At 62.3% G+C, this 20,186-nt stretch carries 16 protein-coding genes and 1 pseudogene; 7 read left to right on the forward strand and 10 right to left on the reverse strand.

From position 1 onward, the window contains the following. Nucleotides 1-4: 4 nt before the first annotated feature. The 6 genes and pseudogenes from ACHZCU_RS03460 (at nucleotide 5) to ACHZCU_RS03485 (ending at nucleotide 5,251) form a co-directional block, all read left to right on the forward strand. On the forward strand, nucleotides 5-829 hold the full coding sequence (locus ACHZCU_RS03460) for a carbohydrate ABC transporter permease (RefSeq protein WP_319517666.1): 825 nt from the start codon (nucleotides 5-7) through the stop codon (nucleotides 827-829). Beyond that, on the forward strand, nucleotides 829-1,881 hold the full coding sequence (locus tag ACHZCU_RS03465; protein ID WP_319517667.1) for an ABC transporter ATP-binding protein: 1,053 nt from the start codon (nucleotides 829-831) through the stop codon (nucleotides 1,879-1,881). Before ACHZCU_RS03460 ends, ACHZCU_RS03465 begins: the two co-directional genes overlap by 1 nt. After that, a pseudogene (locus ACHZCU_RS03470) lies at nucleotides 1,881-2,600 on the forward strand (glycerophosphodiester phosphodiesterase); the annotation flags it as partial. The gene ACHZCU_RS03465 and the pseudogene ACHZCU_RS03470, both read left to right, overlap by 1 nt. Then, nucleotides 2,598-3,377 carry a glycerophosphodiester phosphodiesterase family protein gene (locus ACHZCU_RS03475; RefSeq protein WP_394706092.1) on the forward strand — a complete coding sequence of 260 codons (780 nt, stop codon included), beginning with the start codon at nucleotides 2,598-2,600 and terminating at the stop codon, nucleotides 3,375-3,377. The pseudogene ACHZCU_RS03470 and the gene ACHZCU_RS03475, both read left to right, overlap by 3 nt. Continuing rightward, nucleotides 3,355-4,407 (forward strand): LacI family DNA-binding transcriptional regulator, encoded by a 1,053-nt coding sequence (locus ACHZCU_RS03480; protein WP_319517669.1) that lies wholly within the window; start codon nucleotides 3,355-3,357, stop codon nucleotides 4,405-4,407. The genes ACHZCU_RS03475 and ACHZCU_RS03480 overlap by 23 nt, the downstream gene beginning before the upstream one ends. A gap of 19 nt (nucleotides 4,408-4,426) precedes the next feature. After that, entirely contained in the window at nucleotides 4,427-5,251 is an 825-nt protein-coding gene (locus tag ACHZCU_RS03485; RefSeq protein ID WP_319517670.1) for an inositol monophosphatase, read from the forward strand. A 119-nt stretch (nucleotides 5,252-5,370) separates the two neighbouring features. Here the strand turns inward: ACHZCU_RS03485 and ACHZCU_RS03490 are convergent, their stop codons facing one another. Then, the gene (locus ACHZCU_RS03490) at nucleotides 5,371-6,876 is read right to left on the reverse strand and encodes an amidohydrolase family protein (RefSeq protein ID WP_319517671.1); all 1,506 of its coding nucleotides are present in this window, start codon (nucleotides 6,874-6,876) and stop codon (nucleotides 5,371-5,373) included. A 92-nt stretch (nucleotides 6,877-6,968) separates the two neighbouring features. Here ACHZCU_RS03490 and ACHZCU_RS03495 point away from each other — a divergent pair, with 92 nt between their 5' ends. Further along, nucleotides 6,969-7,373 (forward strand): helix-turn-helix domain-containing protein, encoded by a 405-nt coding sequence (locus tag ACHZCU_RS03495; protein WP_106303889.1) that lies wholly within the window; start codon nucleotides 6,969-6,971, stop codon nucleotides 7,371-7,373. Nucleotides 7,374-7,582: 209 nt separating this feature from the next. Here the strand turns inward: ACHZCU_RS03495 and ACHZCU_RS03500 are convergent, their stop codons facing one another. From ACHZCU_RS03500 to ACHZCU_RS03540, 9 genes are all read right to left on the reverse strand, one after another. Next, nucleotides 7,583-10,522 (reverse strand): autotransporter domain-containing protein, encoded by a 2,940-nt coding sequence (locus tag ACHZCU_RS03500; protein WP_319517672.1) that lies wholly within the window; start codon nucleotides 10,520-10,522, stop codon nucleotides 7,583-7,585. A 375-nt stretch (nucleotides 10,523-10,897) separates the two neighbouring features. Beyond that, complete coding sequence (locus ACHZCU_RS03505) at nucleotides 10,898-11,566, reverse strand: hypothetical protein (RefSeq protein WP_319517673.1); 669 nt, start codon at nucleotides 11,564-11,566, stop codon at nucleotides 10,898-10,900. Nucleotides 11,567-11,968: 402 nt separating this feature from the next. Further along, entirely contained in the window at nucleotides 11,969-12,748 is a 780-nt protein-coding gene (locus ACHZCU_RS03510; protein WP_319517674.1) for an enoyl-CoA hydratase-related protein, read from the reverse strand. 12 nt (nucleotides 12,749-12,760) lie between these two features. After that, nucleotides 12,761-13,621, reverse strand: coding sequence for a hydroxymethylglutaryl-CoA lyase (locus tag ACHZCU_RS03515; protein ID WP_319517675.1), 861 nt, complete (start codon nucleotides 13,619-13,621; stop codon nucleotides 12,761-12,763). Continuing rightward, on the reverse strand, nucleotides 13,618-15,606 hold the full coding sequence (locus tag ACHZCU_RS03520; protein ID WP_319517676.1) for an acetyl/propionyl/methylcrotonyl-CoA carboxylase subunit alpha: 1,989 nt from the start codon (nucleotides 15,604-15,606) through the stop codon (nucleotides 13,618-13,620). Before ACHZCU_RS03520 ends, ACHZCU_RS03515 begins: the two co-directional genes overlap by 4 nt. A gap of 2 nt (nucleotides 15,607-15,608) precedes the next feature. Continuing rightward, a complete protein-coding gene (locus tag ACHZCU_RS03525; RefSeq protein WP_319517677.1) occupies nucleotides 15,609-17,216 on the reverse strand; it encodes a carboxyl transferase domain-containing protein in 1,608 nt (535 codons plus the stop codon). Between the two features lie 48 nt (nucleotides 17,217-17,264). Beyond that, nucleotides 17,265-18,554, reverse strand: coding sequence for a TRAP transporter large permease (locus ACHZCU_RS03530; RefSeq protein ID WP_319517678.1), 1,290 nt, complete (start codon nucleotides 18,552-18,554; stop codon nucleotides 17,265-17,267). 82 nt (nucleotides 18,555-18,636) lie between these two features. Next, entirely contained in the window at nucleotides 18,637-19,638 is a 1,002-nt protein-coding gene (gene dctP, locus ACHZCU_RS03535; protein ID WP_319517679.1) for a TRAP transporter substrate-binding protein DctP, read from the reverse strand. Between the two features lie 24 nt (nucleotides 19,639-19,662). Continuing rightward, a complete protein-coding gene (locus ACHZCU_RS03540; protein ID WP_319517680.1) occupies nucleotides 19,663-20,160 on the reverse strand; it encodes a TRAP transporter small permease in 498 nt (165 codons plus the stop codon). Nucleotides 20,161-20,186 lie beyond the last annotated feature (26 nt).

Consider the following 20,186-nt stretch of genomic DNA (forward strand, 5'->3'; position numbering starts at 1 on the left):
CCGGATGACACGTAATTTCTCGATCCTGCCGGTTCTTCTCGTACTGGCCATTATCAGCCTTCCGCTGTGCCTGATGTATCTGTCACTTGTCATCGACAGCTTCACCAACGCGCCGGGCGGTTCGCTCATTCCCGACGAAGTGACGCTGGAACACTGGCGTTTTCTGGTCGACCCGACGCTGGTCGGCAATGTCTGGGTCTCGACCTTCTACACGGTCGTCTATGCTGTCGCCCTCGTTGCGGTCGTCGTCTCGCTGGCGGCCACTGGCGGCTATGCCCTGTCGCGCCTAAACCTGCCGTTTCGTCGCATGTTTCTGGGCGGCGTGCTGATCATGCACGGGTTTCCGGCGGTTACCCTCATCATCGGCATGTTTCTCGTCCTGCAGTTCATCGGCCTTTACGACACGCTCGCCGGCATCGTGCTGGTGCGCGCGGCCTTGACCCTGCCGCTCGCGATCTGGGTGATGAAAGGTTTTTACGACAGCGTGCCATGGGAAATCGAAATGGCCGGCATACAGGACGGCGCCAGCCGTTTCACGGTCTGGCGGCGGCTCATCCTGCCGCAGGTCAAACCCGGCCTCATCGCCATCACCGTACTCGCCTTCATCGATGCCTGGGGGGAATTCGTCATTCCCCGGGTTCTCGCACCGACCACGGATTTCGAAGTGCTTTCGGTTTTCCTCGAAGGCATCTCGATACCGGACTCGGTCGAATACAACTTCGATATCTACAAGGCCGTGGGGCTCTATTACACGCTCCCCGTCCTGATCCTTTTCCTCATCTTCCAGAACAGGCTCATGAACATTTTCGGCGGAGGCACCAAAGGCTGATGCGTATTGCCCTGAAGGACTTTACCAAAAAATTCGACGGCGTCCCCGTCATCGACAGGATGAACCTCGAAATCCGCGACGGCGAGATGCTCGCGCTGCTCGGCCCCTCCGGCTGCGGCAAATCGACGACGCTTCTGGCCATCAGCGGCATCCACCGTATTGACGGCGGACAGATCCTGTTCGGTGACGACGACATAAGCGGCCTGCCGAGCCAGAAGCGCAATGTCGGCGTTGTCTTCCAGAACTACGCGCTCTATCCGCATATGACGGCTTTCGAGAACATCGCGTTTCCCCTGCAGGTCCGCCGGACGGAAAAGAAGGAGATCGAAGCGCGCGTCCAGGAGATCGCGGAACTGACGCATATCGCGCCCTATCTGAAACGAAAACCCGGCCAGCTTTCCGGTGGACAGCAGCAGCGCGTCGCGCTCGCACGCGCCCTTGTGCGCAAGCCGGGCGTCCTGCTTCTCGACGAACCGCTGGCCAATCTCGATGCGGCGCTGCGGCTTGAAATGCGCTCGGAAATCCGGCGCATCCAGCTTGAAACCGGCATCACCGCCATCCTCGTGACACACGATCAGGTGGAGGCGATGTCGATGGCAGACCGGATCGCCATCATGGACAAGGGCGAAATTTTACAGGTAAGCCCGCCGGACGAGATGTACCGCCGGCCGACAAACCGTTTCGTTGCCTCCTTCATGGGCAACCCGCCGATTGTGATGATCGACGGCGAGATGCGAAATGGCCGGTTTTCCGGTCCTGACGGTTTCGATCTGCCCCTGCCCTCACATCTATCGGGGACCGACAACCGGCCGATTTCGATCGGCGTCCGGCCGGAACACTTCGGTTCAACCGGCAGCCATCCCGTGCGCGGCAAGATCAGTTTCGTCGAGCCGCAGGGCAGAGAGACCCATTTCGACCTGAAGGTGGCCGAGGGCATCGTCCTGCGCTCCATCCAGTACGCGCGCAACGACATCGCAATCGGACAGGAAGTCGAGTGGCCGCTTGATGTCGAAAGCACGCTGGTTTTTGACGAGAAAGGAAACCGGCTCTGATGCGTCGTCACGGTCTTCGCTTCCCCTGCCCGTCGCGCGCCGACGGCCGCCCGCTTTCGATTGCCCATCGCGGCGCGTCGGCGCATGCTGCCGAAAACACGCTGGAGGCATTTCGCGTTGCCGCCGGGCTCGGCGCCGACATGTGGGAGATCGATGTCCATCTGACGCGCGACGGGGTGGCCGTCATCAGCCACGACCCAACGCTCGGGCACGCGGTCGGCGTCGACGTCCGGATTACGAAGCTTGATCTGACCGACTTGCGTGCGCTGGCGCCGGACATGCCAACCCTCGACGAGACAATCGCTCTGGCATCAAAACTCGGGCAAGCGCTTTACGTGGAGGTGAAGGCACGTGGCGCCGGCGCTGTCACAATCCGCCGCCTCATGGCCGCCGGCTTCCAGTCGGCTGTCCTCGGAAGCTTCATGGTCGACGAAGTCCGCGATCTGGTCGACGCGGCGTGTCCGTTTCCGGTCTCGGTCCTCGTGCCGCTCGGCATGGACCCGTTCGCTCTGGCTGCGCAGACGGGCGCCGACATCATCCACCTGTGCTGGGAACGCGGCGGAGAGCGGCCACAGGACCTGGTGACGCAGGACCTCATGCAGCAGGCCCGCGAACAGGATCTCGGGATCGTGCTCTGGCACGAGGAGCGGCGCGCGGTTCTCGATGAGCTGATTGACATGCCCGTTCTCGGCATTTGCACCAACAATCCCGAGATGATGGCGCGGCTCGACCCGCTCAGGGCGCTCGGCGTTCAGACCGTCTTTCATCGCGGCGCGAACCGTTTCGCACCTGAAAACACGGTTTCAGCTGGGCGACTGGCCTTTGAACTGGGCGCCGATTACCTCGAACTCGATGTCCGCCAAAGCGCCGACGGCGCGCTTGTCGTCATCCATGACGCGACGGTTGACCGAACGACGAACGGCACCGGCCGGGTGGCCGATATGACCCTGAGCGATTTGCGCGCACTTGATGCGGGCTCATGGTTTTCCCGCTTCCATTCCGGCGAGAAACTGCCGACGCTGCGCGAGATGATCGCACTGTGCCAGTCCTATGGCCGGCAGATGTATATCGAGATCAAGGACGCCGATCCGGTGAACGTCATCGCGCTTGTCGAGGAGATGGATTTTCTGGCCGACTGTTTCTTCTGGTCGCGTGACACGGAAATCTTGTGCGGTGTGCGGGCGGCCTCAAGCAAGGCCCGGATAAGATCGACGGCGACCGACTACCCGACGCTCGACATCCTGAAGGCCCATCTCGATCCGGTGATCGTGGAATTTCACCCCGAGGATTTTTGCCAGCGGGCGGCGGAATGTCGTGCCCTCGGAATGACGCCGATGTTGCAGTATTTTGGCGATGATCCCGAGATTTTTCGGCAAATACTGTTGCTGCGGCCGCCGATGCTCAATCTCGACCGCGCCGATCTCTTGCTTGCTGCCTGCGCCGGCGGCAAGCTTGCCGGGGACAGTCACGGTAATGCGATTCGCGATGCAGGATGACGAAGAAAGGCCGGGGCGGCCGGTTACATCAACCGATGTTGCCAGACGGGCGGGGGTTTCCCGTTCTGCCGTTTCGCGAACCTTCACGGCCGGCGCCAGCGTTGCGCCCGAGACACGCGAACGCGTGATGAAGGCCGCCCGCGACCTCGGCTACCGCGTCAACATGCTGGCGCGCGGGCTCACGCAGAAACGCACCCATCTCGTGGGCCTGGTTGTCTCCGACATCGACAATTCGTTCCGCTCGCGGCTGGTCGACAAGCTTTCCAGAGGTCTGGTCGCACTCGACTATCACCCTTTCATACTGCCGACGGATCCGGGCCAGAACGTCAGCCACCTCATCGACATGATGCTGCACTACAATGTGTCCGGCGCCATCGTGACCTCGGACACCCCGCCCGTCGAAATCGCCGAGGAGTGTGCCGCCTTCGGCGTGCCCCTCGTGCTGGTCAACAAACCGCGCATGAGCGGCAACGTGGCGAGCATCATCGTCGATTGCGAAAAGACCGGCCGGCTGGCGGCAGAGGCGCTGCACGAAACGGGATGCCGTCGTGTCGCCATAGCCGGACAGCGACGGCCATCCCACACGATATCGCTGCGCAAGGAAGCCTTTCGGCGTCACTGCACCAGGCTCGGGATGGAATGCGTCGCTGCGTTTTCAGGCGCCATCCAGAACTATGCCGGCGGCGTCGAGGCCGCGGCGGCCTTCATCGACAGCGGTGAAACCGTCGATGGCATGTTCTGTGTCAACGACTACCTCGCCCTCGGTTTCCTCGACGAAATACGCCGGGCAACATCGATTGCAATTCCCGAGGCGCTTTCCGTGGTCGCTTGCGACGACATCGACGAGGCCGCCTGGCTGTCCTACGATCTGACGACGATCCGGCAGGACACCGGGCTGCTTGCCGATGCCGCGCTTTCCGCCCTCATTGCCCGCATCGACACGCCATCCGAACCACCGCTGCACGCCGAAATCGATGTCACGCTCGTGCGCCGCGGCTCCACGGCGTTTATTCGCTCCCACCCCTCCTGAGACAGACCAAGACACCAGAATGCCAGACCAGAACAACAAGACCGCCGCGTGCGCCGAACGCTTCGACGCCGCCTGCAAGATCATCGTCGGTGCCGGAAAGCTCGCTCTCGACTATTTCGAACGGCGCGGCTCGCTCGCCATCGAGATGAAGACGAGCGGCCAGGACCTCGTGAGCGCTGCCGACCGGGATGTCGAAGACTTCCTGCGGCAGGCGATCAGCGCACGATTTCCGGAAGACGGGCTCTATGGAGAGGAAAACGGGCAGAAACCCGGCACCTCGCACTACCGTTGGCTCATGGACCCGATCGACGGCACCAGCTGCTTCCTGCACGGATTGCAGTCATGGGGCGTGGTCATTGCCCTTATCTATCAGGACACACCCGTCGCAGGCCTGATCTACGAGCCCTGCACCGGCCAGCTCTATACGGCAAAGCTCGGTGAAGGCGCCTATCGCAATGGCGCACAAATCCACGTCAACGACACGACGCCGTTTTCCGGCGGCTTCATCGCCATTGGTGCGACCCGACGTGAACACGGGCCACACATCGGCGGCCTTATCGCGGCCGTCATGGCCAATGGCGGCGTCTATATGCGCAATGGCTCGGCTGCACTCTCGCTCGCCCATGTCGCCGCCGGGCATTATCTGGCCTATTACGAGCCGGTGCTGAATGCGTGGGATTGCGTCGCCGGATTGCTGATCGTCTCGGAAGCCGGCGGTGATGTCGATGACTTCCCGCTTTCCAGCGACTTCTCGAAAAAAGGCCCCTGCCTGGCCGGGGCGGCTGCCGCCGCTGAAAAGCTTCGCGGCATTCTCGGCACGTTGGAGATGGCGGCAGGCGGCTGATCTCCCGAGGGCTGATGGTCGGGTTCAGTTGCAACGCTGACAGCCGCGATCATACGACATGGTTTTTGAAGAAGCCGGCCGCCGCAGCACCGCGGCAGCCGGTTCCAGTTGTCTTCCGCTTAGTCAAACAGCGGGATTTCGACGTCGGCCGTTTCGAACAGATAGTCGCGCGATGCGGTGATCTGTTCGCGCAGTGCCGGGATATTCTGCCCGACAAGCGCGCCCTTCCACTTCTTGATTTGACCGGCGACCAGAACGGTTTCGACGTTGGAGCGCTCCATCAGGGTGACGACGCCGCCGGGCGCGTTGTTGATCGGCGCGACATTCAGCGCGGTCGCATCCAGGAGGATGACATCGGCTTCCTTGCCGGGCGTCAGCGACCCCGTCTTGTGATCCAGCTTCAGGGCCTTTGCGCCGTTGACGGTCGCAAATTCAAGCACATCGCGGGCATGCAGCAATGCCGGCGCGTTTTCCGGCCCGTCTTCCAGAGCGACCTGATTGGCAAGCGCGCGCTGCAATGTCATGGCGCCGCGCATCTGGGTGAAGAAATCGGCCGTCATGGTGCATTCCACATCGACCGACAGCGCCGGCGCCATGTTCATGTCGATCGCCTTCTGGATCGGCGGCATGCCGTGGCGCATCTGCATTTCGATCGGAACGGACAGCGAAATATGCGCGCCGACCTCCTGTGCCCGGTCCCAGGCCGCGTCGGACATGCCGGTCATGTGGATGAACAGATGCTTGTCGGTATAATGCGGGATCAGCTTGTCCATCGTCTCGCGCATGCCCAGCGAACCGACGACATGCAGGCCAACCATGAGGTCGAGGTCCCGGCCGATGTTCCACAGTTCCATGGGATCGACGCCCGGCAGATAGACTTCGCCGCCCATCAGCATGGACAGAAGCTGATCGTCGCTGGCGAAATATTCGTCGCGGATCCGGCGGGCATCCTGCGGATAGCGCAAATCCGGGCCGTAGCCTTCGAAATAGCCGAAGACACCGCGGCGGCCGACGGCCTGCATGCCCTCGATCACGGCGTTGGAATGTTCCGGCGAGTGGTGGATTTGCGAAACATCCAGCACAGTGGTAACGCCGGCATCAAGCTGGCTCAGCCCGCCGAACAGCTGCGCGATATAGACGTCTTCGGGCCGATAAACCTTCGAGAACTTGCCGAGAATATCGTCGAGATAGGTCGGCTCACCCGGCCGGGTCGGATCCGCGAACATGATGCCGTTGGGCAGGTAGGAGCGCAGCGCCGTTTCGAACTGGTGATGGTGAGTGTCGATAAAGCCGGGCATGACGACGCGGCCGGCAGCATCGATAACCTCGGCATCTCCCGCATCGATCGAAGGGGCAACTTCGAGGATCCGCGCGCCTTCCAGCAGGACGTCGCCGGTGAAATCGCCGATGGTCGGGTCCTGGCTGAGAACATGGCCGCCCTTGATCAGAGTGCGACGACCGGCCTCGCCCACGCCCGCCGGCATTTCCTGGGCCGCAGCCGGACGCGACAGGAAGGCCGGCAGGAATGCCGCCGTCGCTGCGCTGGCAAATGCGCCGCGCAGAAAATTGCGGCGCGAAGTCGACGCGCCATGCAGGTTCATCCCGGCCTTGCAAAGTTCACACATTACGATATCTCCTATAAGGAACTTTTGGTGCGTTGCTTCCTAATGGGAAGCTGAAATCGGCTCAAGGAGGCACTTTTTTGAAGCTAGGGAACATGAGTGTACCCGGGGATTGCGAGAAAATTTCCCCGACGATATCGAAGGTTGGCAATAAATGGACGGTGCTGACCATCCTGATCCTGTCTGAAGGCCCCAAACGCTACAATCAGATGCGCCGAGAGATCGAGTCCATCTCGCAACGCATGCTGACGGTGACGCTGCGCGGGCTTGAAAGGGACGGACTGGTCAGCCGCCGCGTGATTGCCGACCGCAATCCGGTGGCCGTCGAATACAGCCTGACCGAACTGGGACGAACGCTGATTCCGACGCTGTTTGCGCTCTGTCACTGGTCGGCCAGCAACACCGACCTTATCGAACAGAACCAGCGCCGTTTCGATGGCATCGAGGATGATGGAGATGGCGGCACGAGCAGCAGCCCGCAACTGGAAACCGACGCGTGAGGTCAGTTTTCAAGGTCCGTGAACACAGCATGCGGTTGCTGTCGCCGTTGACGTTTTTACGCGCCGCATTGTTGGCCAGGCTGTGCGTGACAGCCTGCACCGCCGACTGGCGCTGCAGGCTTTTCAATTGCCTCTCCGCCTTTATGAAACAAGTCCAGTCCGGCGGCGAGGCCTTTTCAATTCACGTCACCCCGTGGGCGTCGGGCACCTCAGAACCGGGCGGAGAGACGCAGGTTCAGTGACTGCTCGCGGGTGTCTTCGCCAAACTGTCCTTCATATCCGAAAGACAGCTTCGCATTGTCCGTCAACGAAAACGAAGCTCCTGCCTCCAGAAGTGCGGCATTGCGCGCGATCGGCGCGCCCGCGACCGTGAACGGCGCGCCGCCGGCAAAGCTTGCGGTGGTCAGCGGGGTCACGTCGCCAAAGGCATGACGCCAGCCAAGCGCTCCGGAGAGCTCCAGCGGCATTGTGCCGAGTTCGACATTCGTCGACCCACGCGCACCCAGCGTCGAAAACAGCGTCGACATGTCCTGCGACTGGCCGGTCAGCGCCGCAGCACTGCCGTTCTCGGTAAAGCCGTCGGTATCGAGCCCCACCCAGGCAAGGCCCGCAAAAGGTTCCATCACGCCCGATCCGACGTCAAAGCCCCAACCCGCCTCACCGAAGACCTGGGCCGTTCCGGCGCTATAGCTCGCCGTCGGCGTGCCGGTGAGCGAACCGACGGCAACCGTGCGGTCGCTTTCGATATCGTTCCAGCTGTAGGAGGCACCGCCGCGCAGCGACAACAGACCGGCGCCTGCGTCAAACGCGCTGACGCCATAGGCGCCGAGGTGATAGCTGTCTGCCGTTGCGCTCGAACCGCGACCGGACACGTCGACATCCGTGCGGCCATAGCCGGCGAACACGCCGACGCGCGTGGCCTCAAGCGCCGCCACATCTGCGCCGATCAGGAAGCCACCCGTATTGGCATCGACCGATGCCACATTGCCATTGCCGTCCGTGCGGTTCCAGAAGCCGAAACCCTCGCCCCAGACCGCCCAACGATCGGCCAATGCAGGTGCATTGCCGGCCAGAACCGCATCTGTCGGCGTATCTGCCGTGGCCGCATAGCCAAGCACAGGGACCTCCGGAGCGGCTCCGCCCGCTTCAGCCGAGCGCATGCGGTTGTTGACCGCGTTGCGCAACACGCCGGCACCTTCCACGAGACTGGACTGCAGGCTGGCGTGGACCTCGCCGGAAAGGCTGTCGAACGCCGCGCCGAGCACTGCTGCATTGTCCGGCAGAACGGCAGCCGCATCGAACACCGGATTGCCGAGCCCCGCCGCCTCGGTAGCGGTCGCAGTGGCGCGCTGGTTGGCGGTGCTGACCTTGTCGGCGAAACTGATGTCGTTGCGCGAAAGCGTCAGGTCGACCGTGTAGTTATCGCGGTCATAGGCGAGCGATGCGTCCAGAAACGCATAGTCGGATATCACACTGTCGAAGGAACCGGTCAGGCCCGTGCCGCCTTCCAGGATGCGATAGGTCGCCGTCGGGCTGTAGCTGCCGGCAAGGCCGATCTGCTGCACCGTGCCGCCATTGATGACGACCGCTCCGGTCGCAATGGTCCTGTCGCTTGCCGTTCCCGCCGGATCGACCTCGACCTCATAGACCGAACCGGCGTTGAAGGTCGCGTCGCCCGTGACATTGAGCGTACCGATGGAATTGCCCGGGCTGAGAATGCCGCCGGCATTCACGGTGGTCGCACCGACAGTGCCGGTGCCGCCAAGCCGCGCGCCGCCGGCAAGCGTCATCGCCGCCGGCGTCGAGAAGCTGCCGTTGACCACGAGCTTTGCCGCGTTGGCGATGTCGATGCTTCCGAAGGAAATATCCGCGCCGTTCAGCGTCAGAACGCCGGACGTCAGGTCGAGCGTGTCGGCCTGCACGCCGCCGGACAGCGTCCACTCACTTCCCGCCATGGTGAGCGCACCGAAACCCTTCAGGTCCTCGTCCTCGCTGCCCGTGCCCTTGAGCGTCAGCGTGTCGCCGCTGTCGGCCATGACTTTGCCAATGAGGTTCGAACCGGTGTCGAGCGTCAGGTCGTAGCTGACGCCGCTGGTCTTCGCGAGGGCGTATGAGCCGGTTCCCTCGATCGTGCCCGAATTGGTGATGCTCACATGGCCGGTCGGCGCAAGACTGTCATGCTTCAGATAAAGCCCGTAGCTTCCCCGAATGGTGCCGGCATTGGTAACGTCGCCATTTTTCACGCCGAGAAAATACGCTCCGACAGATGCGCCTTCCAGTGTTCCCGTCGCCGTATTGGTCAGGCTCGCCTCGTCGAGTTCCCAGAACACGACGCCGTGGCCTGCCACACCGGTGATCGCGCCGCTGTTTGTCAGGGTGGCCTTGTCGCTCACCATCGCCGAGCCGTTGCCAAGCCACACGCCGTAGCCGGCAGAGATACGCCCCGTCTGTGCATTGGTGACCGTACCTGACTGAAAGAATCTGACGCCGGCGGTCGCGTAGTTGACAGCGTTGGCTGACGTGATCGCGCCAGCATTTTCCAGAGTTCCGAAACCGGAATAGACATCGACCACGGTGCTGTCCGAGGCCATTGTCGCCCCCTGACGATTGTAAATGGTCGCATCGCCCAGAAGATAGAGGGCGCTCCTCTGCTTCAGGCCCTGCATGCTGCCCGAATTGTCGATGGTGCTGGTTGCCGCCGTTCCCATCTGTACGGTGCCCTCGATTGAGGCTCCGGCTTTATTGGTGACCGAAAGATCGCCGCTGGGAAGGAAAATGCTGAACTCGCTCCCTGCTATGCGCCCGGCATTTTCGACGGTAACGCCCCCGACGGAGTAAATTGGCGAACCGCCAACGAGAGATTCGATAACGCCTTTCGTCCCGACAAGGATCGTGTCATCCGCATGGGAGGCGATACCGCCGCCTCTCCCGTCCGCGCGAATGGTGCCATCGATCTGGAACGTCCAGGGATTGCCCGCCCCCGTACTGACCGCATTTTCCGTGTTACTGGTAACAGAGATGGCACCGTTCTTCTCCACCAGCATGGTGCCGCCGCCGGAATGATAGATGTCCATATCGAACGGTGTCGTGACAACGCTATCGATCACGACATCATACGTCGCAGGCTGAGCCAGGGCAGAACCGGCCACTCCGGTTACGCCAAGTATTCCGCTCAGCGCCGTGCCCGCAATAAAGCGACCTCGCGCCAAACACCGCCACATCGGGCGTCCCCCACCCCTCGTCGCTTCGCTCATGTCCTGCCCTGCTCCTAATCTTCCTGTAAAAAAATGCCCTGCCAGAAGGCCGCCACATTTGAAACACTTTGTTTCTAATTAAGCAAGCCGGTATCTTGATACCAATCACATTTGGTTGTGACTTATATTCAGGCCCTCCCGGTTCCGGGCAGCCATGTTTGATCATGACAAACAAGACGTTTGCCATGGGGCGGCTATTCCGCTTCATAATGGTCTTGATTGTCGCAGGCTGCGCGGACCGACCAAACAGTCGGATATGACATTGCTCTCTTACCGGTTCGGCACCAGCAAAGCCGCAGCCCCCTCTATCAGCAGGCTGAGCTTGCGCTGCCACCATTCTTCGGGATCGCCGCTCATGAGTTCTTTCATCAGCGCGCCATAGCGCGCGTTTTCCCCGTCGCCACCGGTGTCCATGGAATTGAGCATACGGTCTGCCGCAGTGCCGTCATTTTCCAGCAACTGCTCCCAGCGGGACGCACTGTCCACGGTCATATCCATGATGCTGTCGACGACAAGGATGGCGTCTTCCCGCGCAAAACCATGTTCCTCCAGCCGATGGCAGATGCGGGCATAGCCGGCCACGACGGCGGGCGGGATTGTCTCCATGGCCTGCAAAGCGGCGGCAAGGCCGGGATTTGCACTGCACAGCGCCCAGACGGCCTCGGCCCTGAATTTCAGATATTCGCGCCAGTCCGGAGAATCGCGTTCCCAGTCAAGCCTGGCAACCGCCCGGTCTATCGCAGCAAAGATGATATCGCCGCGCCCCCTGACGTGGCGATAGAGCGAGGAGTGATCAACACCAAGCCTCTCCCCCACCGTTTTCATCTTGACGTCATTGAGACCGATAGCCAGCGCAGCCTCAGCGATATCATCGCGGGAAATCCGTGCCGGCCTGCCAACCGCGCGGCTTTTTCCTTTTGCGGTTGCACCCTTGGCCATACCTAAGATCCTGTCTGCCCGACCCGCCACCTCGGCCTGCGTCCGATCCACTCAAATTTTGGCATAAACACCATGTTTTTCAAGCAGCGCTTCATGACCGCCGGTTTACGCAATCCGCGTGATGTCCCATCAAAACAATTCAAAAACAACAATATTGTCGGTTTTGGTGCAACGTTTTGGGGTCTGCAAAGGTACACGACCTTAGTGAGATAAGCAGCGATGCGCTAATGTTGACGATATGAGATCGGCTATCAGGATATTAAGCGGATAATGGCTGAGCACAGCATATTTTTTTTCATGCTACCGCTGAGTTTCAAGCCGCAACCTTCATGTTATGGGGTTGCAGAGGTGAGATTTCGGGCACTGCTTTGTGGCCAGAACCAAGCCGAGAAAATAAGCGTCTTACCCCTTTCGGCTGGCGAAGAAGGCGGCGATTCCGGCTTGGGCTTCCTCGGTTTCCCAGCGGTCGGCAAGCGCTTCGGCGGAAAACGTCATTGCCCCTGCTGGATCCATGCCGGAGACTGACAGGCACAGTGCCTTAGCTGCGGCGACGGCGCCGGGCGCGCAGCGCAGGCAGGCTTCCAGCTCTTCTTCGACGGCAGTATTGATTTCGCCTGCCTCACAGACCCGGGCAACGGCGCCGGCGCGATGCATGAAATCAGCACCGAAGGGCCGGGCGCTGAAGAAGACCTGACGGGCAAAGGCCTCACCGAACTTGCGGACGACGAAGGGGCCGATTGTGGCCGGGATCAGGCCGAGGCGGGTTTCGGTCAGCGCGAACCGGGCGCTTTCCTCAGCCACGACGATATCGCTGACGGCGATCAGGCCAAGCCCGCCGCCATAGGCGCCGCCCTGCACCCGCGCGATCACCGGTTTCGGCAGGTCGTTCCAGAGCTTGAGCATGCGCGCCAGCGTCAGCGCCTCCGCGATCTTGCCGGCCCGATCCTTGTCCCTTTGCGCACGCATCCAGTTGAGGTCTGCGCCGGCGCAAAAGGTTTTCCCCTCGGCCGCCAGCACGACGGCCCTGACATCCACATTGTCGGCGAGGCATGATGCGGCCTCGGCAAGCTCGGAGATCATGGTCGCGTTCATGGCGTTGTGCTTGTCGGGCCGCGCCAGCATCACGGTCGCGACCTGCCGGGCATCAATGCTCAATGAGATGGTTTCGAATGCGTCGGACATGGCCGGCCTCCCTCAGGCTGATGCTTTGGTGATTGAACGCAGATATTGCTCGGCCTCTGCCAGCGCATCATGATCGATACCCGTGTCGAAACCGGCTTTCTCCAGAAACGCAACAAGCGGTCCCGTCGCCAGATTGCCCTTGGCGCCCGGCGCATAGGGGCAGCCGCCAAGCCCGCCGACGGCGCTGTCGAACACCCGCAAACCCAGATCGAGCGCGGCCGCGACATTGTCGAGCGCATTGTCGTGCGTATCGTGAAAATGACCGGCCAGACGGTCGGCCGGCAGACCTGGGAGGACCGCTTTCAGCATGGTCGAGACGGTCTCGGGCGTTCCGGCGCCGATCGTGTCGCCCAGCGAAATCTCGTAGCAGCCCATGTCGAAAAGCGCCCCGGCCACATCGCGCACGGCTCCGGGCGCAACCGGTCCGTCATAGGGACAGGCGATCACGCAGGAGACATAGCCGCGCACGCGCATGCCATCCGATTTCGCCGCTTCCAGCAACGGTTCGAAGCGCTTGAGGCTTTCGGCAATCGAGCAGTTGATGTTCTTTTGGCTGAAACCCTCGGACGCCGAGGCGAAGACGGCGACTTCATCCACGCCCGCGGCAAGCGCCCGTTCGTAGCCCTTCATGTTCGGCGTCAACGCTGCATAATCGGTCCCCGGCCTGCGTTTTATGCCGGCAAGCACCGCTTCGGCGTCGGCCAGTTGCGGCACCCATTTGGGCGAAACGAAGCTCGTCGCCTCGATTTTTTCGAATCCTGCACGCGAGAGACGGTCGATCAGTTCAATCTTGCGGGCTGCCGGGATCAGCATGTTCTCGTTCTGCAGGCCGTCGCGCGGGCCGACTTCGTAGATGCGGACATGCTCGCTCATGGCGTTTCCTCCTCGAAGGTCACCAGCACGGCGCCGTCATCGACCGTCGCGCCTTCCGCGCAGTCGACCGAGGCCACGCGGCCTGAACGTGGGGCGACAAGCGCCGTCTCCATCTTCATCGCCTCCATGACACCGAGTTTCTGACCCGCCTCGACCATGTCGCCGACTGAGACCGAAAGCTGCACGATGGTTCCGGTCATCGGCGCGATCACGGCATCGGTCTCGTCGGCCATGGCCGCCGCGCCGGCGCGTTCGTCGACCAGCACGAAATCTTCCGCCCGGCCTTCCATATGAACGGAAACCAGCAGCCCGTCCAATTGAGGCACCCTGACGAAGCGCGCTTCGAAATGCCGTCGCGTTTCGCCGCAGCGGGCGGTGATGCTTGCCTCACCGATGGCGATATCGTTGAGCGTGACGGCTTCGGGACCACCGGAGAGCCTCATCGCTCCGCCCTGCGCAAGCGAAAGGCAGCGCTCATACGCACGATTACGGGCAGACAGGCGAACATCGTGAAACGCCCCGCCCCAGATCCGAAAGCCGAGATGCGGCATTGCGGGATCAACGCCGAGCGCCAGAATGGCCGCCAGCGCGACGTGAACCTCGAGAAGATCGCCAGTTGCCGTCAGAGACGCCAGCTCACGCTCGATCAGCCCCGTATCGAAGGCCCCCGCGACAAAATCCGATTGCCGGGCAAGCGACGACAGGAAGGCCGCATTTGTTGCGGTTCCCGCCACATGCGTCCCATCAAGCGCATCAGCCAATCGCGCCAATGCTGACGCGCGGTCCGGGCCATGGGTGATGACCTTGGCGATCATCGGATCGTAAAAGGGCGTGATCGTATCGCCCGTACGCACGCCGGTGTCGAAGCGACCCTCGGACGGAAAGGCCAGATGCTCCAGCCGGCCGGTAACGGGAAGAAAATCCCTTGCCGGATCCTCGGCATAAAGGCGCGCCTCGAAGGCGTGGCCGTTCATCGCGATGCCGGACTGCGACAGCGGCAGGGGCGCACCGGCGGCCACCCGCAACTGCCATTCAACGAGATCGATGCCGGTGATCATTTCGGTCACCGGATGCTCGACCTGAAGCCGGGTATTCATCTCCATGAACCAGAAGCCATCGGGACGAAGCGGGCCGGAGCCATCGGCAATGAACTCGATCGTGCCGGCGCCCGAATAGCCAATCGCCTCGGCGGCCCTGACGGCCGCTTCAGTCATTGCCGCGCGCACCGCTTCACTCATGCCCGGCGCCGGAGCCTCCTCGATCACCTTTTGATGGCGTCGCTGGAGCGAGCAGTCGCGCTCGAAAAGATGCACCACATTACCGTGGCTGTCGCCGAACACCTGCACCTCGATATGGCGCGGCGCGGTGATGAATTTTTCGATCAGCACATGCGGGTCGCCAAAGGCGGCGGCGGCCTCGCGAGAGGCAGATTTGAGCGCATCGGCAAAATCCTCCGGGCGCTCCACCTTGCGCATACCCTTGCCGCCACCGCCCGCGCGCGCCTTGATGAGAACCGGATAGCCGATCCGTGCGGCTTCCTCCGCCAGAAAACCCGGCTCCTGCCGGCCTCCCTGATAGCCCGGCACCACCGGCACGCCTGCCTTTTCCATCAGATCCTTGGCCGCGTCCTTCAGCCCCATGGCCCGGATCGCAGCGGCGGATGGGCCGATGAAGGTGAGACCAGCGTCCTCGACCGCCTCGACGAAATCGGGATTTTCCGAGAGAAAACCGTAGCCCGGATGGATCGCGTCCGCGCCCGTTTCCAGCGCTGCGGCGATGATCCTTTCGCCGACAAGATAGCTCTTCCCGACCGGCGATGGCCCGATATGGACGGCTTCGCCTGCCATTTCCACATGCAGGCTGTGCCGGTCGGCATCGGAATAGACGGCGACGGTCGCAATCCCCATGCTGTGGGCCGTGCGGATGACGCGGCAGGCGATTTCGCCGCGATTGGCAATGAGTATCTTCTTGAACAAAGCGGGCATCGTCACATCCTGAACAGGCCGAAGCGGGTGTCTTCGACGGGCGTGTTGAGCGTGGCGCGCAGCGACAGCGCCACGACATCGCGGGTCGAGCGCGGATCGATAATGCCGTCATCCCAGAGGCGGGACGAGGCATAGAGCGGCCGGGCCTGACGGTCGAACATGTCCAGCGTCGGCCGTTTGAATTCCTCTTCCTCGGCCGCCGACCATTCGCCGCCGCGCGCCTCGATGCCGGCGCGTTTGACATTGGCGAGAACGCCGGCGGCCTGCGCGCCGCCCATGACGGAGATACGGGCATTGGGCCACATCCACACGAAACGCGGCCCGAAGGCGCGCCCGCACATGCCGTAATTGCCCGCGCCATAGGAGCCGCCGATGATGACGGTGATCTTGGGGACGGCAGCGGTGGAGACCGCCGTGACCAATTTCGCCCCGTCCTTGGCGATGCCGCCCGCCTCGTATTTCGAGCCGACCATGAAGCCGGTGATGTTCTGGAGAAACAGAAGCGGGATGCGGCGCTGGCAGCACAGCTCGATGAAATGCGCGCCCTTGAGCGAACTTTCGGAAAACAGCACGCCGTTATTGGCGATAATGCCAACCGGCACGCCGTCGATGTGGGCAAACCCCGTCACCAGCGTGGTGCCGTAGCGCGGCTTGAACTCTGCGAACTCGGACCCGTCAACGATGCGGGCGATGATCTCGCGCACATCGAAAGGCGTCTTCTCTTTGGCAGGCACCACCCCCATGATGTCCTCTGCCGGATAAAGCGGCGCGGCTGCCGGCCTTTCGGCAATGCCGGAAGTGGGAACCGGTGCAAGGTGGGAGACGATCTCGCGGGCGAGCGTCAGCGCGTGGCGGTCGTCATCGGCCAGATAATCGGCGACGCCGGAAAGCCGGGTATGGGTATCCCCGCCGCCCAGCGTTTCGGCATCGATCTCCTCGCCGGTTGCCACCTTTACCAGCGGCGGGCCGGCCAGGAAGATCGTGCCCTGATTGCGCACGATGATGGTCTGGTCGCTCATCGCCGGCACATAGGCGCCACCGGCCGTGCACGAGCCCATCACTACCGCGATCTGGGCGATGCCCTTCGCGCTCATCCGAGCCTGGTTGTAGAAGATACGGCCGAAGTGATCGCGATCCGGGAAAACCTCGTCCTGATTGTTGAGATTGGCCCCGCCGCTGTCGACCAGATAGAGGCAAGGCAGCGCGTTTTCCTCGGCGATTTCCTGCGCCCTCAGATGTTTTTTGACTGTCAGCGGAAAATAGGTTCCGCCCTTCACCGTCGCATCGTTGCACAGCACCATGCAGTCGCGGCCGGAGACCTTGCCGATCCCCGCGATCGCCCCGGCGGCGGGCACTTCGTCGTTGTAATGGCCGCTGGCGGCGAACAGGCCGACTTCGAGAAAGGGCGAACCGGGGTCCAGCAGCGCCGCGACGCGTTCGCGCGGCAGAAGCTTGCCGCGGGCATGGTGGCGCGCGCGCGACGCCTCGCTGCCGCCCTGCATGATGCGCTCGGCCTCCGCGCGGATTGCGTCCGCCTGCGCTTCCATGGCGGCGCAGTTTTCGGCAAATGCCGGGGTGGCGGTGTTGACCGCGCTTTTCAGTATCGTCATTCACTCATCTCCTGTCGGAAGGACAGATATTGTCGGACGCGGCAAGCCTCATCGCGCCATCAACCCCGGCAGCCACAGGGTGATCTGCGGGAAAAACAGCAGCAGCAGCAGCACCAGCATTTCCATGGCGAGAAACGGCAGAACGCCGAGGAAAACCTTGCGCAGCGGCACACCCGTCTGCGCGGCGGCGACATAGGCATTCAGCCCGAGTGGCGGCGTCAGCAGGCCGATCTCGACGGTCTTGGTCACCACGATCCCGAACCAGACCGGGTCGAAGTCGAGCGCCAACGCGATCGGGAAGGCCAGCGGCATGGCCAGCGACAGGATTGCGAGCTGGTCCATGAACATGCCCATGATCAGCAGCGTGACGATGATGATCGCCATGATCAGCCCGCGCGGCATGTCGGCCGTGGCAACAAAGTCGAGAAGCGTATGGGTGATCCGGGTGAAGGCCAGATAGTTGGAAAAGATCGCCGAACAGGCGACGATGGCGACGATCATCACCGTGGCCCGGACGGAACGCGAAAGAGAGCTGGTAAAACCCGCCATGCTGATCGTGCGCTGGGCGATGACGATGATCAGCGACCCCATGACGCCGAGCGCTGCGGCCTCCGACGGCGAGGCAAGCCCGCCATAAATCGCGCCGATCACCAGAACCAGCAGCGCGCCCATGGGCAGGACATAACGACTGTCCTTTGCCGCCTTCTTCAGGTTGAAGCTGTCGCCGCGCGGGGCCTGATCGGTCAGGTGTGCGATCAGCTTGATGACGATCACGAAGCCCGTCGCGGTCAGCAGGCCAGGCACGATGCCGGCGATGAACAGCTTGCCGATCGAGGTTTCGGTGAGTACGCCATAGACCACCAGCACAATCGAGGGCGGCACGACGACGGCCAGCGTGCCGCCGACCGAAACCACGGCGGCCGCAAGCCGCTGCGAATAATTGTGGTTGCGCATCTCCGGAAAGGCGGACGCCGCCATCGCCGCCGTCGAGGCGGTGGAACTGCCGACAAGGGCGGCCAGAATGACCGAGGCGGCGATGGTGGCCATGGCCAGCCCGCCCTTCACGTGGCCAATCCAGCTCTGGCAGGCGATGATGGCGCGCCGCGTCACCTGCCCCGCCGTCAAAAGTTCGGCCATCAGGATGAACAGCGGGATCGCCACGAGAATGAACGAGGACGTGCTGTCGAAAAACGTCCTCTGCAGGACCGCCAGCGCAGGCCGGGGACCGAGTTGCACGGCAAGCCCCAGAAACCCCGCCAGCCCCATGGCAAAGGCGACAGGCATCCGGAAGACCATGAACAGGGCCAGAAGAACGGAGATGACAAGGAAAGTCAGCATCGTGCGGGCGGAAGCTCCCTGTGGCCCGCAACCGCGCATGGAAGCGGCTGCAGGCCGGGTTGGATGGATGATGGACGAATGCTTACTGGCTTGTCAGTTCGGTGTAGGTTTCAAGCACGTCCTGCGTCCTGTCGCCGCCGATCCGCTCGACCCAGTCCTGGGTCACCAGCGCCATATCTTCGCGCAAGGCGGCCAGTTCCTCATCGGTAAAGCTGTAAGTGTCGATACCGTCAGCCTTCCATTGCGCGATAAGCTCACCCACGCTGTCATCCTGCGCCTCGGCCACGTGCAGCGCGATATCGTTACCGGTCGAGATCATCGCTTCCTGCACATCCGGGTCGAGGCCGTCGAACAGATCGCTGCGCACCACCATGATGAAGCTGTAGCCGCCGAAGGAGCCGTTGGTGGAGATATGGCTGACGACCTCGTTCAGCTTGTAGCCGGGCACCGAGGCGAGCGGAAACAACACGGCATCCAGACGGCCGCGCTCGACGGCGGTGTAGACTTCCGGTCCGGGGATCGAAATGCCGACGCCACCGAGACTGCGCGCCGTCATCGCCTGGGTTGCACCGGACGTTCTGATATCGAGCGCGTCCCAGTCGGCCGGGCCGCCGAGACGGTCCTTGGCGAGAACCTGATAGGGCGGCAGCACGAAACCGAAAATCGGCGTCACGCCAGCGGCCAGCACTTCGTCGCGCAGCGGGCCTTCGGCCAGCATGGCCTGCAGCGCCTTGGTGCCCTGAACAGCGGAGCCGTAATAACCGGGCAATCCAACAACCGAATTCAGCGGCAAGGTTTCGGCATGATAGGACGCGCCGATGAGGGCGGCGTCGAGAATGCCGTTATTTACCGCATCGAGCTGCGCCTTGGCCTTGGCGGCCTGCTCGGACGGGAAATGATTGAAGTCGATCTTGCCGCCGGTCGCCTCCTCGACCGCCGCCATCCACTTCGTCGTGCCTTCGACGGACACGATATGGTTGGTGGACTGGAAATCGCCGAGGCTCAGCGTTTCCGCCTGCGCTCCGACAGCGCTCAGAACCAGCATGCTCGCCATGCCGGCGAAAATCTTGGCTGCTATGGTCATTTCATTCTCCTCCCTTGAATGAAGTTACAGTGACATCTGCTCTTTCGCCTGCCTTTGGCAGGCGTCGTAGAGCAACCGCAGAACCAGCACGCCGCATCCCAACGGGACAACGGCATAGGCCCAGCCGAGCGGCCAGTCGTACACGCCATATTCGACGTCTTTCGCCGCAAAGGCGTGAAAGGCGAAAATCCCGGACATGACGGTGACGGCGGCGAAGAATGCCGCCGGAAGCAGCAATCTGAGTTTCGCGATCACCGCGCCCGTCAATCCGGGCAGACGCTCGGGCATGAAATCGAGCGCCAGATGCCCGCCCTCGCGAAACACACGCGAGAGCGACAGGGTGGCCAGAGCGGGCATCAGGTAGAGTTCGGTGAACTCGAACTGAAACTGCACCGGCGTGCTGAAGATGAGCCTGAGCAGAATATCCGCGTTGATCAGAACGACCACGGTGACAAGGCCGAGACATCCCAGCACATGCAGGATGTCTTCAAGGGTCTTCAGAATGTGTCCCAGAACGTTCAACCTTACCTCCCAGATGGTTGACGGCG

The sequence above is a fragment of the uncultured Martelella sp. genome, assembly GCF_963677965.2.
In the GTDB taxonomy this organism is placed as follows: Bacteria; Pseudomonadota; Alphaproteobacteria; order Rhizobiales; family Rhizobiaceae; genus Martelella; species Martelella mangrovi.

Coding starts and splice junctions, on each gene's coding strand:
- ACHZCU_RS03515 (WP_319517675.1), bottom strand. CDS start 13,621: ATGAGCGAGCATGTCCGCATCTACGAAGTCGGCCCGCGCGACGGCCTG.
- ACHZCU_RS03460 (WP_319517666.1), top strand. CDS start 5: ATGACACGTAATTTCTCGATCCTGCCGGTTCTTCTCGTACTGGCCATT.
- ACHZCU_RS03475 (WP_394706092.1), top strand. CDS start 2,598: ATGGCGCGGCTCGACCCGCTCAGGGCGCTCGGCGTTCAGACCGTCTTT.
- ACHZCU_RS03480 (WP_319517669.1), top strand. CDS start 3,355: ATGCGATTCGCGATGCAGGATGACGAAGAAAGGCCGGGGCGGCCGGTT.
- ACHZCU_RS03530 (WP_319517678.1), bottom strand. CDS start 18,554: ATGCTGACTTTCCTTGTCATCTCCGTTCTTCTGGCCCTGTTCATGGTC.
- ACHZCU_RS03490 (WP_319517671.1), bottom strand. CDS start 6,876: ATGTGTGAACTTTGCAAGGCCGGGATGAACCTGCATGGCGCGTCGACT.
- ACHZCU_RS03505 (WP_319517673.1), bottom strand. CDS start 11,566: ATGGCCAAGGGTGCAACCGCAAAAGGAAAAAGCCGCGCGGTTGGCAGG.
- ACHZCU_RS03485 (WP_319517670.1), top strand. CDS start 4,427: ATGCCAGACCAGAACAACAAGACCGCCGCGTGCGCCGAACGCTTCGAC.
- ACHZCU_RS03465 (WP_319517667.1), top strand. CDS start 829: ATGCGTATTGCCCTGAAGGACTTTACCAAAAAATTCGACGGCGTCCCC.
- ACHZCU_RS03510 (WP_319517674.1), bottom strand. CDS start 12,748: ATGTCCGACGCATTCGAAACCATCTCATTGAGCATTGATGCCCGGCAG.
- ACHZCU_RS03495 (WP_106303889.1), top strand. CDS start 6,969: ATGAGTGTACCCGGGGATTGCGAGAAAATTTCCCCGACGATATCGAAG.
- ACHZCU_RS03520 (WP_319517676.1), bottom strand. CDS start 15,606: ATGCCCGCTTTGTTCAAGAAGATACTCATTGCCAATCGCGGCGAAATC.
- dctP (WP_319517679.1), bottom strand. CDS start 19,638: ATGACCATAGCAGCCAAGATTTTCGCCGGCATGGCGAGCATGCTGGTT.
- ACHZCU_RS03525 (WP_319517677.1), bottom strand. CDS start 17,216: ATGACGATACTGAAAAGCGCGGTCAACACCGCCACCCCGGCATTTGCC.